Source organism: Nocardiopsis alba (assembly GCF_000710955.1).
GTDB lineage: Bacteria > Actinomycetota > Actinomycetes > Streptosporangiales > Streptosporangiaceae > Nocardiopsis > Nocardiopsis alba.
Window position 1 is genome coordinate 95993 of record NZ_BAZE01000011.1, and the last position, 10965, is coordinate 106957.

A 10965-nucleotide genomic window follows, 5' to 3' on the forward strand; every position below is an offset into this window, starting at 1 on the left:
GGGTCGTCCTGGCCGCGAGGTGGGGGCACCGGCCGAGGGCGGCGCCCCGTGAGGGCGTGGGCCGGGCCGAGGGCGATGGGCGGGTGTCCCGTATGTCGGCTTCAGGGAGAGTCGGTGCTCCATAAATAAGACGATACGGTTCGTTTATTTATCATTCAGGGAGGAGGGATGAGACGGGTATCACCCTTGATGTCACTTCAAGAGGGGTGATCTGGACGTCCGTATTCGTCATTCATGTCGCGCCGATTGGTCGATGCGAGTGGAGTCGGGCATGACGAAGGGCCGCCCGCGCGATGCGGACGGCCCTTCGGGGATCGTTGCGATCTAGAGCCAGCGCGCCTCGGGGCGCGTGCGGCCGTTCTCGTCGGTGATCAGAACCCAGTGCACGATCGGGTGCTCCGTGGTGGTGGCGTCGGCGTCCTCGCGCGGTCGGGGGACCAGCGCGGGCTCGGGAGCCAGGCCGGAGAGGCGGCGGCTCGCAGCGGCGGAGCGGGTGCGCCGACGGTCGGTGGACGTGCGAGAGAGGTGCGGCGCGTGCTCGGTCCTGCGTGCCATGTAGCCCTCCTCGTTTCCTGTGTGGATGACCCATGTTAACCATCTGTTCACCTTTGAGTCAATTGGATTCGGGGCGATGTGCCCGATCTCGCAGGTGTGCCGGGAGGGTGTGGAGTTCAAGGTGAACAGAAGGTGAACAACCGGGTAACCAAGGCGTACCCGTGGAGCGGTGATCCGAACCCGGGTCCGTTCGGTGCCCGGTTCCCGGAGGGGGACGGAGCGCATACGAAAGAGCACCCGTCGACATGACGGGTGCTCTTCGACGACTGTCGTATCGGGTGCCGTACTCGGCTACTCCTTGAAGATCAACCCCACGACCTCGAGGTAGAGCTGCTCGGGATAGGGAATGAAGTCGATCCGACTGAGCGCCTGATCCTGACCGGCGGACTCCATGACGAAGGTGCCGTACCCGAGGAAGCGTCCGATCAGGGTGCGCTCGAACCTCATGTCCGTCACCTTGCCCAACGGCATCATGTTCACCTGGCGGGTGATCAGTCCGGTGGTCAACAGCAACCGCGCCGAGGTGATGACGAAATAGTCCACGGACCACTCCGCCACCCGCCAGACGAACCACACCAGCACCAGCAGCCAGAGCCACCAGATGACGGCGAGGGTGGCGGTGCTGTTGCCGCCGATCGTCCGACTCAGGATCCCGGCGAGGATCAACGCGGCCAACACCGTGGCCACCGGGCCGATGAGGACCGCGGGGTGGCGTCGGATGGTCACCACGTCCTGCTCGTGCGGCAGGAGGTAGCGGTTGACCGACGCCGGTGCCGCGTTGCTGGACGCTACGAGCCTCATGGCACCCGCTCTCTCACGCCTACGGCAGTAGTGCGTTGACGAAGCGGGACATCGACTCCGCGCCGCCCATCAGGCCGCCCAGGGCGCCCTGGATGACCCCGGCCGCGCTTTCCGGTTGCGTGAGCAGATAAAAAGCCACGAAACCGATGAGCGCGTAACCGCCCCATTTCTTCAACTTCGCCACGACTGACTCCCCTTGGAATCCACCTGACCCACCGACCCAGCAGTGATTGTTCCATCGACCATCATGCCCGTAAAGCCTCGGGCGCACCCTCGGCGTGGCGTTATGTCGGACCTTCCACGCTTGTGGTCTGTGTCCGGTTTCGGTGATGTTGTTAACCCTGGTAATGGCAGCCCGGAAAGGATCCCTCTCGCGACCCAGGTCAGGTGTGGTGTCGAGGAGCGGGAGGGTGATTCCGGAAGGGCGAGTCGGTACCGCACCGCGGACCCGGAACTCGGGAAGAGGGGTGTCGGGCGCGTGCGCGCCGGGTCATCCCGGTCTTCCGAAGTTCCGGGGTGGTGCAGGGCCGAAAAGGAAACGCCTGGGGTCAGTGTTGTTCGGCGAAGGCCAGGGCCAGCACCTGGAGGTGCTGTCGGGCGATCCGCTCGACGAGGTCGGGGGTGGCCCGCCCGGTCACGTCCTTGGCGCCGTGGTGCGCGGCGTCCACGCAACGGGACACGGTGGAGGAGTGGTGGACGTTCGAGAACTCCGAGGCGAGGCGGCTGACGACTCGGCTGAAATGAGGGTCGTGGGCGGCCTGGGTGGTCGAGGTGGAGGGGGTCTCGGGCATCTCACTCCTTCGAGGGCTGTGCGGCGGGTCGGCACGTTGCGTGCGCGCTCGGGGGCTTTGCGTAGCGACCGAGGGGTCGCCTGAGTGCCGCTCCGAAAGCGGGCGGCTGGGTGCTGATATCGGTGGCGGATCCCCTGGGGGCGGTTTCGGTCTGGCTGATCTACCCGGTTACGGGTGGCCAAGAACTATGATCACCCTAATCTGTTACGTTCCAATCTCGAAATGAATTCGGCTAATGCGGCATCGTGTCTCCCGGTGACCGGACGAGCGGGCTCGACCTGGAGGGACGTCGGTCGGGGAGGCGGTCATGAGGGACCAATGCCCGATTTTCGGACGATCATTCACCCCGAGCCGAAAAGAACCGAAAAAGCGTCCAGCCGGTGATCCGGCTGGACGCTCAGGGAAGGGTTCGGCGGGGGCGCCGCGCCTCGGTGGGGTTCAGGAGCAGCCGTACAGGCGGTCTCCGGCGTCTCCCAGGCCGGGGAGGATGAAGCCGTTCTCGTCGAGGCGTTCGTCCACGGCCGCGGTCACCACGCGCAACGTGGCCCCGTGGTCCTCCGGGAGGCTCTCGGCCAGCTTCCGCTCCACGGCGGTCAGGCCCTCGGGGGCCGCCAGCAGACAGATCGCGGTGATGTGGTCGGCGCCGCGCTCGACCAGAAGCTTCAGGGCGGCGGCCAGGGTGCCGCCGGTGGCCAGCATCGGGTCCAGTACGTAGCACTGGCGACCCGACAGGTCCTGCGGCAGCCGGTCGGCGTAGGTGGCGGGCTGAAGGGTCTCCTCGTCACGGGCCATGCCGAGGAAGCCCACCTCGGCGGTGGGCAGCAGACGGGTCATGCCGTCGAGCATGCCCAGGCCGGCGCGCAGGATCGGCACGACCAACGGCGTCGGCCGGGAGAGCTGGGTGCCGGTGGCCTCCACGAGCGGGGTCCGGATGGTGACCTCTGTCACTCGAACATCGCGGGTCGCCTCGTAGGCGAGCAGGGTCACCAGCTCGTCGGTCAGCCTCCGGAAGGTGGGGGAGTCGGTCCGCACGTCGCGCAGGGTGGTCAGTTTGTGCGCGACCAAGGGGTGGTCGACGACCAGGGTTTCCAAAACGTTCTCCGGGTGAGCTGGGACAACAGGACGTTGAGCGTGTGGAGGGGGCGCTTCGAGTCTAACCGCGCGTATCCCCCGAACCGGGGATTCTCGACGCGGTCGGAGGAAGGGTGAGGAGGTATCGGCTCTCGGAGGAGAGATACAGGTGGGAAACGGGTTCGCTGGTGGGGGCGCGGAGGAACGGCCTGTCGTGAGAACGTGGGTCCGGTCCACGTTGGACGAGCGGCGGCGGTGGCGCACGGGTGATCGTTACGATGGCATTCGCGCGGGCGTTCCGGATCCTCTCGTCCGCGCCGATATACCGTCCGGGTTGGGGTGACGATGACAGTGCTCGATCATGGTGACGACGACTCGGGTGACTTCGCGGCCGTCGCGTACAGGGAAGAGGAGTACTGGGATGTCGATCTTCTCCCCGTCGCGCTGACACACGATCTCAAGGGCCTGATCCACGCCCTGCGCCAGCAGCCGAGCATCAGCGGTTCCCTCGGTCTGGTCTCCGTCGGAGACGACTTCTTCATCATCGTTCGGGTGTACGGCGAGGAGGTCTCCCTCTTCCTGTCCGATGTGACCGCGTCCGTGGACTGGCAGGTGGCCCGGGACGTCCTCGACCACCTGGACATCGACCTTCCCGACGATGACGACCTCGACCAGGTGCTGCCGGCGGGGGATCTGTCCGTCGTCGCCGACCTGGGTCTGGACGAGATGGAACTGGGCGCCCTGGCGGGCGATCTGGACCTTTACCCGGACGAAGTGCTCGCCAGCGTCTCCGAGCGTCTGGGATTCGCCCAGGCCTTTCAGCGTGTCCTCGACGGGATGGGGTAAGGACGCCTCGGAAGCGACCTGGAGAGACGGGAGGGTGCGCGGTGTCGACCTTCGCAGCGGTCTTCGCTCCCGATGGCGGGACGTGGCGGGGAACCGAGGTCGATCTCGGCGATGCGGATGCCATCGACGACATCACCGACCTCATGTTGGACTTCGGGACGGAGTCGGGCAGTGACATGACCCTGCTCCTGATCGAGGCGGACGACGAGTGGTTCGCCGTCGTCAGAGTGGACGAGACGGGATCGGATCCGAGGGTCTACCTCTCCGACGAACGGGTCGTCCACGACCATCCGGTGGCCGGGATATTGTCCGAGGCCGGCGGGCTGGGCTCTCCGGCCCCGGTCGAGAGCGCGGGGGCCCGCCCGGACCCCCGTCCGGACGGCGACGACGACCTGTTGAGCGATCTGGGGGTGGACGGGGAGGAACTGCGGTCCCTCTCCGTCGGCGGCGGGGTGCTGCCCGGCGATGTGCTCGCCGTGGTGGCGGAACGCTCCGGTTTCGCCGACCTCCTCGACACGATGCGGCTGTGATCGGGTGAGCGGCCTGCCCGAACTCGACCGTGAGGCCGCGGACGAGGCGATGCGCGAGGCTCTGGCCGAGGCCGAGCTGGCCTTGAGGACCGGCGACGTTCCGGTCGGAGCCGTCGTGCTGGGTCCCGACGGGGCGATCCTCGGGCGAGGGCACAACGAACGCGAGGCCACAGGGGACCCGACCGGACACGCCGAGGTGATGGCGTTGCGCGCGGCCGCCGAACGTCGCGGCGAGTGGCGACTGTCCGGATGTTCCCTGGTGGTCACCCTGGAGCCCTGTGTGATGTGCGCCGGCGCCACGGTGCTCTCACGCGTGGATCGCCTGGTCTACGGGGCCCGGGACGACAAGGCGGGGGCGGTCGGTTCCCGGTGGGATCTGGTCCGCGACCCGCGCCAGAACCATCGTCCCGAAGTCGTTCCCCCGGATCTGATCAGCGAGGACGTCGCCTTCAGGTGCTCGGATCTGCTCAGCCGGTTTTTCGCACGGCGACGTATCCGGTAGAGTACCTCTCGGTGGATTCGCCTAGTGGCCGATGGCGCCCGCCTCGAAAGCGGGTAAGGGGCAACCCTTCGAGGGTTCAAATCCCTCATCCACCGCATGTGGCCGCCTCCGGTTCGTTCCGGAGGCGGCCTTTCTCATGTCCGGGGCCGGCCGGTGTCCCGGTCCAGTTCGTCGATGGCCTTGTCGAGCCAATCCACCCAGAACAGTTCCAGATCGATGCCGCCCTGGAGCACCAGCCCTTGGGCCCGGTCGCGTTCGGTCCCACGGTCCCGGGCGGTGTCGCGCCTTTGGAACTCGCGGTACTCGGCGAGCCGGGCGGCGTGCAGTTCCCGATGCCTGCGCAGTTCGGCCACGAAGTCGGGTCCCACGCCCACGACGCCGGTCGCGCGCAGGCGCAGCATCAGGGGGTCGCGGAGGGCGCGCGGCTCCTCGGTCTCGGCTACCCAGCGTTCGAGTTCGCCCCGTCCGGCGGCCAGCACCTCGTACTCCTTGCGACCGCCCCGGGCGGGGACGTCGGTCGGCAGCGCGCGGATGAGCCCGGCCTTCTCCAGCTTGCCCAGTTCGCGATAGATCTGCTGGTGGGTGGCGGACCAGAAGTAGCCGATGGAACGGTCGAACCGTCTGGTCAGCTCCAGCCCCGACGAGGGCTTCTCCAGCAGGGCGGTGAGGATCGCGTGGGGCAGGGACATGAGCGCATTCTAGGAAGGATCGGCGCGGCCGGACCGGTTCTCGGCCCGACCGCGCCGACGACGGCTACAGGGCGGCGGCGAGTTCGGTGCCCTGCTTGATGGCGCGCTTGGCGTCCAGTTCGGCGGCCACGTCGGCGCCTCCGATCAGGCGCACGGTGTGCCCGGCCGCGATGAGCCGGTCGGCGAGGTCGCGTCGGGGGTCCTGGCCGGCGCACACGACGATGGTGTCGACGTCGAGCACGCGCTCCTCGCCGTTCACGGTCAGGTGCAGGCCCTCGTCGTCGATCCGCCGGTAGTCGGCCCCCGCGACCATCTCGACGCCGCGGTGACGCAGTTCGAGACGGTGGATCCAACCGGTGGTCTTGCCGAGGTCCTTGCCGACCTTGGTCTCCCTGCGCTGGAGCAGGTGGACCCGGCGGGGCGGGGCGACCCGGGAGGGGCCGGTCAGACCGCCGCGCTCCCGGTAGTCGGTGTCCACGCCCCACTGGCGGAAGAAGGCCTCGGGGTCCTCCCCGGCGTTCTCCCCGGTGTCGGTGAGGAACTCGGCGACGTCGAAGCCGATCCCGCCGGCGCCGATGATCGCGACCTTCTCGCCGACCGGGGCCCCGCCGCGGAGCACGTCGACGTAGCCGACCACGCTGGGGTGGTCGATGCCGGGGATGTCGGGGGTGCGCGGGCTCACCCCGGTGGCGAGGACGATCTCGTCGTAGCCGCCGAGGTCGTACTCGGTGACGGTGGTGTTCAGCCGCACGTCCACACCGTGCTTGTCGAGCTGGACCCGGTAGTAGCGGAGGGTCTCGTCGAACTCGCCCTTGCCGGGGACCCGGCGGGCCATGTTGAGCTGGCCGCCGATCTCGGACGCGGAGTCGAACAGGGTCACGCTGTGGCCGATGGAGGCGGCGGAGACCGAGAAGGCGAGCCCGGCGGGTCCGGCGCCGACCACGGCCACGTTCTTACGGACCCTGGTGGGGGACAGGATCAGTTCGGTCTCGTGGCAGGCGCGCGGGTTGACCAGGCAGGAGGTGATCTTGAGGCTGAAGGTGTGGTCCAGGCAGGCCTGGTTGCAGCCGATGCAGGTGTTGATCTCCTCCGGGGTGCCGGCGGCGGCCTTGGCCACGAAGTCGGCGTCGGCGAGCATCGGACGGGCCAGGGAGACCATGTCGGCCTCGCCCTCGGCGAGGATGCGCTCGGCGACCTCGGGGGTGTTGATGCGGTTGACCGCCACCACCGGGACCGACAGTTCCTTGCGCAGTCGGGCGGTGATCCAGGTGTAGGCGCCGCGCGGGACGGAGGTGGCGATGGTGGGGACGCGGGCCTCGTGCCATCCGATTCCGGTGTTGACGATGTCGGCGCCGGCGGTCTCCACTCGGCGGCCGAGCTCGACGACCTCGTCATAGGTGGAGCCGTCGGGGACGAGGTCGAGCATGGACAGGCGGTAGACGATGATGAAGTCGGTGCCCACGCGTTCACGGACCCGGCGGAGGATCTCCAGGGGGAGCCGGACGCGGTTGTCGAAGGAGCCGCCCCAGCGGTCCTCGCGCTTGTTGGTGGCGGGCGCGATGAACTGGTTGATGAGGTAGCCCTCGGAGCCCATGATCTCGACGCCGTCGTAGCCGGCGGCGCGGGCGAGTTCGGCGCAGCGGGCGAAGTCCTCGATGGTGCGCTCGATCTCCTCCTCGGTCAGGGCGTGGGGGACGAAGGGGCTGATCGGGGCCTGGAGGGCGCTGGCGGAGACGGACTCCTCGCTGAAGGCGTAGCGGCCGGTGTGCAGGATCTGCATGGCGATGCGGCCGCCTTCCCGGTGGACGGCCTCGGTGATGAGGCGGTGCTGTTCGACCTCTTCGCCGGTGGTGAGCTTGGCGCTGCCGGTGAAGGTGGCCCCCTCGGGGTTGGGGGCGATGCCTCCGGTGACGATCAGGCCGACGCCGCCGCGTGCGCGTTCGGCGTAGAAGGCGGCCATCCGCTCGAAGCCGTTGGGGGCCTCCTCCAGACCCACGTGCATGGATCCCATGATCACGCGGTTCTTGAGGGTGGTGAAGCCCAGGTCCAGGGGTTCCAGAAGGTGCGGGTAGTCGCTCATCGTCTCTCCTCGCGCGGTGCCTCTCGGTCGGTGTCCGGCCGACCTCATCTCATTATGCAACAAGTTGCAAAACACAGGAAAGGGCGCCTCTCAAGGAACGGAGGTCCACCGTGTCGGTGTGAGGGATCTCGGTGATTAGAACCTTGGCGTTCTATGATGCCTGTAGCATAATGACTGTGTCATGGAACGTGATTCTGCTTGACGAGGTGCACGACTGGCTCATGATTCTGGCCAAGGAGGATCCGAGAACGGCCGATGGCGTCGTCGCGGCGATCGACACGTTGGCGGAGGTGGGGCCGACGCTCGGCCGCCCCTTCGTCGACGTCATCAATCACTCTCGAATCCACAACCTGAAGGAGCTGCGCCCCCGATCCACCGGGAACGCGGTGGTTCGGGTGTTGTTCGTCTTCGACCCGGACAGACAGGCCGTCCTGTTGGTCGCGGGGGACAAGACGGGGCGTTGGAAGCAGTGGTACGACAGGAACATCCCTCTGGCGGAGATCCGTTATCAGAGGTGGTTGGCCGGCGGCTACTCGGAAGAGAGGGGATGAGCGCCTTGGCGAGAACCTGGGGTGAGAGTCGTGCGGAGGTCATCGCGGCCGGTGGGCTCGATGAGGAACGCATCACCGAACTCGGGCGGAGGATGCGGGCGGCGGAGCGTGCCTATCGCCTGGCCGAGATCAGGCGTCGGCATGGCATCGACCAGACGACACTGGCGGAGAAGCTGGGGGTTTCGCAGTCGAGGGTGTCCCGTATCGAACGGGGAGAGATCGACCGTTCCGAGCTTGCCACCATCAAGAGCTATGTCGAAGCCCTCGGTGGAACGGTGGAGATCGTGGCCCGGTTCGGGGACGAGGCGCTGCGCGTGGGATGAGCCCGGTGTGGCGATGCGGGTGCTGACGGCGAGGCGCTCCTAGCGTTGACCCGGGGCGACGCAGAGTCCCCCGGCCGCCTCACGCTCCCGGGAGGGTTCGTCTTGAGTAGGAACACCGTCGCCGAACAGCTCGTCCGCACCCTGATCTCCGCCGGGGTCACCCGGATCTACGGGGTGGTGGGGGACAGCCTCAACCCGGTGGTCGACGCCGTACACGAGATCGACGGCATCGAGTGGATCCACGTCCGCAACGAGGAGACCGCCGCGTTCGCCGCATCCGCCCAGGCCCAGGTCGACGGCGGGCTCGCGGTGTGCGCCGGATCCTGCGGCCCCGGCAACACCCACCTGGTCCAAGGCCTCTACGACGCGCAGCGCAGCGGCGCCCCCGTTCTGGCCCTGGCCTCGCACATCCCCTCCCACCAGATCGGCACCGGCTTCTTCCAGGAGACCCACCCCGAACGGCTCTTCGCCGACGTCACCGAGTTCCGTGAACTCGTCGCCCACCCGAAGCAGATGCCCCGGTTGGCCCGGATCGCGATCCAGCACGCCCTGGGCGCCCCCGGAGTGGCGGTCCTCGTCCTGCCCGGTGACATCGCCGGGGAGAAGGCCGTGGGTCCGGCCGACACCACCCCCGTCACCGCGGGGAACGCCGTCTCCCAGCCCGCGGAGGAGGACGTGGAGGCGCTCGCCCGCCGGATCGAGAGCGCCGACCGGATCTCCCTGTTCTGCGGGGCCGGCGTCCGAGACGCCCACCCCGAGGTGATGGACCTCGCCGAGAGGCTCAAGGCACCGGTCGGGCACACACTGCGCGGCAAGGAGTGGATCCAGTACGACAACCCCTACGACGTCGGCATGATCGGCCTGCTCGGCTACGGGGCCTGTTACGACGCGCTCCAAGGGGCCGACCTCACGATCCTGTTGGGTTGCGACTTCCCCTACGACGACTTCCTGCCCAAGAGGAACGTCGTCCAGGTGGACCACGATCCGCGCCGGCTCGGCCGCCGCGTCCCCCTCGAACTGGGGGTCCAAGGCGACGTCGGCGCCACCCTGCGCGCCCTCCAGGGGAGGATCCGGGAACGGACCGACGTCCGCTTCCTCGACGAGATGCTGCGGCGCCACGAGCGGGCCCTGACCAAGGTCGTGGACGCCTACACCAGGAACATCGAACACCACACGCCGATCCACCCCGAGTACGTGGCCGGGATCCTGGACGACGTGGCGCCCGACGACACCGTGTTCACCGTCGACACCGGCATGAACAACGTCTGGGCGGCCCGCTACCTCACCCCGAACGGGCGCCGTCGCGTGATCGGGTCCTTCACCCACGGCACCATGGCCAACGCCCTGCCGCACGCCATCGGCGCCGCCTACGCCGCCCCCGAACGTCGGATCGTGTCGATGTCGGGCGACGGAGGTCTGAGCATGCTCCTGGGCGAGCTCATCACGGTCGTCCAGCACCGTCTGCCCATCACCACGGTGGTGTTCGACAACTCCTCGCTCGGCATGGTCCGCCTGGAGATGATGGTGGACGGCATGCCCGCGTTCCAGACCGACCATCCGCCGGTGGACTACGCGGCGATCGCCGAGGCCATCGGTATGCGGTCGATCCGGGTGGAGCGCCCCACCGACGTGCGCGCCGCCTTCGAGGACGCCCTGTCCGCGGACGAGCCGGTGCTGGTGGACGTGGTCACCGACCCCAACGCGCTCTCGGTGCCCTCCCGGATCACCGCCGGGCAGGTGACGGGCTTCGCCCTGTCGGCCGGACGCACCGTCCTCCAGGGCGGGGTCGGGACCATGATCGACATGGCCCGCTCCAACCTCCGCAACATCCCCCGCCCCTGAGAGGCGTGGGCGGGGTGCGGAAACGACGAAGGCCCCGACCGGTCTCCCGGTCGGGGCCTTCGCTCCTGTGGCGGAGGATAGGGGATTCGAACCCCTGAGAGGTTGCCCTCAACACGCTTTCCAAGCGTGCGCCCTAGGCCACTAGGCGAATCCTCCACGGACAACTCTACAGGCTTCCGGGGAGTGCTTCGAACGGGTTCCGTCGATGGGAGGGGCGGCGCGGGGTACACGGCGCCGGGGTTGCGGGGGTCCCCGGTTCGGATACACTCGAGGCAGACCCCTCGTGCGGCGTCACCCTATGAACCTCCCCAGGGCCGGAAGGCAGCAAGGATAAGTAGGCTCTGGCGGGTGCGCGGGGGGTCCTTTCTGTTTTCGGGGGTGCTC

The 10965-nt window shown here is 68.1% G+C and carries 13 protein-coding genes, 2 tRNA genes and 1 other RNA gene; 8 read left to right on the forward strand and 8 right to left on the reverse strand.

Annotated elements, in window-relative coordinates; translation table 11 throughout:
* Window positions 1-324: 324 nt before the first annotated feature.
* The 5 genes from TR33_RS19400 to upp form a co-directional block, all read right to left on the reverse strand.
* Window positions 325-555: a hypothetical protein gene (locus TR33_RS19400; RefSeq protein WP_042284600.1), complete on the reverse strand. Its 231-nt coding sequence runs from the start codon at window positions 553-555 to the stop codon at window positions 325-327.
* A gap of 291 nt (window positions 556-846) precedes the next feature.
* Window positions 847-1356, reverse strand: coding sequence for a PH domain-containing protein (locus TR33_RS19405; protein ID WP_014911622.1), 510 nt, complete (start codon window positions 1354-1356; stop codon window positions 847-849).
* A gap of 19 nt (window positions 1357-1375) precedes the next feature.
* Window positions 1376-1540 carry a hypothetical protein gene (locus tag TR33_RS26955; protein ID WP_014913358.1) on the reverse strand — a complete coding sequence of 55 codons (165 nt, stop codon included), beginning with the start codon at window positions 1538-1540 and terminating at the stop codon, window positions 1376-1378.
* Between the two features lie 364 nt (window positions 1541-1904).
* Complete coding sequence (locus TR33_RS19410) at window positions 1905-2147, reverse strand: three-helix bundle dimerization domain-containing protein (RefSeq protein ID WP_017536064.1); 243 nt, start codon at window positions 2145-2147, stop codon at window positions 1905-1907.
* Window positions 2148-2585: 438 nt separating this feature from the next.
* Window positions 2586-3239, reverse strand: coding sequence for a uracil phosphoribosyltransferase (gene upp / locus TR33_RS19415; protein WP_014911495.1), 654 nt, complete (start codon window positions 3237-3239; stop codon window positions 2586-2588).
* Window positions 3240-3563: 324 nt separating this feature from the next.
* Between upp and TR33_RS19420 the strand changes: the two genes are divergently transcribed.
* The 4 genes from TR33_RS19420 to TR33_RS19435 all read left to right on the forward strand — a co-directional run bounded on the left by TR33_RS19420 (window position 3564) and on the right by TR33_RS19435 (window position 5191).
* The gene (locus TR33_RS19420) at window positions 3564-4064 is read left to right on the forward strand and encodes a tRNA adenosine deaminase-associated protein (RefSeq protein ID WP_036568550.1); all 501 of its coding nucleotides are present in this window, start codon (window positions 3564-3566) and stop codon (window positions 4062-4064) included.
* Between the two features lie 41 nt (window positions 4065-4105).
* Complete coding sequence (locus tag TR33_RS19425; protein ID WP_017536063.1) at window positions 4106-4594, forward strand: tRNA adenosine deaminase-associated protein; 489 nt, start codon at window positions 4106-4108, stop codon at window positions 4592-4594.
* Window positions 4595-4643: 49 nt separating this feature from the next.
* Window positions 4644-5096 (forward strand): nucleoside deaminase, encoded by a 453-nt coding sequence (locus TR33_RS19430; protein ID WP_042284730.1) that lies wholly within the window; start codon window positions 4644-4646, stop codon window positions 5094-5096.
* A 10-nt stretch (window positions 5097-5106) separates the two neighbouring features.
* Window positions 5107-5191 (forward strand) — tRNA-Ser (locus TR33_RS19435).
* Window positions 5192-5230: 39 nt separating this feature from the next.
* Here the strand turns inward: TR33_RS19435 and TR33_RS19440 are convergent.
* Both TR33_RS19440 and TR33_RS19445 read right to left on the reverse strand, forming a co-directional pair.
* A complete protein-coding gene (locus TR33_RS19440; RefSeq protein WP_042284603.1) occupies window positions 5231-5785 on the reverse strand; it encodes a PadR family transcriptional regulator in 555 nt (184 codons plus the stop codon).
* A 64-nt stretch (window positions 5786-5849) separates the two neighbouring features.
* Window positions 5850-7865, reverse strand: a complete 2016-nt coding sequence (locus tag TR33_RS19445; RefSeq protein ID WP_014910775.1) for an NADPH-dependent 2,4-dienoyl-CoA reductase — start codon at window positions 7863-7865, stop codon at window positions 5850-5852.
* A 188-nt stretch (window positions 7866-8053) separates the two neighbouring features.
* Between TR33_RS19445 and TR33_RS19450 the strand changes: the two genes are divergently transcribed.
* The 3 genes from TR33_RS19450 (at window position 8054) to TR33_RS19460 (ending at window position 10581) form a co-directional block, all read left to right on the forward strand.
* Window positions 8054-8416: a type II toxin-antitoxin system RelE/ParE family toxin gene (locus tag TR33_RS19450; RefSeq protein WP_014910997.1), complete on the forward strand. Its 363-nt coding sequence runs from the start codon at window positions 8054-8056 to the stop codon at window positions 8414-8416.
* Window positions 8413-8739 carry a helix-turn-helix domain-containing protein gene (locus TR33_RS19455; protein ID WP_014908786.1) on the forward strand — a complete coding sequence of 109 codons (327 nt, stop codon included), beginning with the start codon at window positions 8413-8415 and terminating at the stop codon, window positions 8737-8739. The genes TR33_RS19450 and TR33_RS19455 overlap by 4 nt, the downstream gene beginning before the upstream one ends.
* Before the next feature lie 102 nt (window positions 8740-8841).
* Window positions 8842-10581 carry a pyruvate dehydrogenase gene (locus TR33_RS19460; RefSeq protein ID WP_042284606.1) on the forward strand — a complete coding sequence of 580 codons (1740 nt, stop codon included), beginning with the start codon at window positions 8842-8844 and terminating at the stop codon, window positions 10579-10581.
* A 68-nt stretch (window positions 10582-10649) separates the two neighbouring features.
* On the opposite strand, the gene TR33_RS19465 is transcribed toward TR33_RS19460, so the two are convergent.
* Window positions 10650-10737: transfer RNA gene (locus tag TR33_RS19465), tRNA-Ser, on the reverse strand.
* Between the two features lie 116 nt (window positions 10738-10853).
* On the opposite strand from TR33_RS19465, the gene ffs reads away from it, so the two are divergent.
* An RNA gene (gene ffs, locus TR33_RS26145) (signal recognition particle sRNA small type) lies at window positions 10854-10949 on the forward strand.
* Window positions 10950-10965 lie beyond the last annotated feature (16 nt).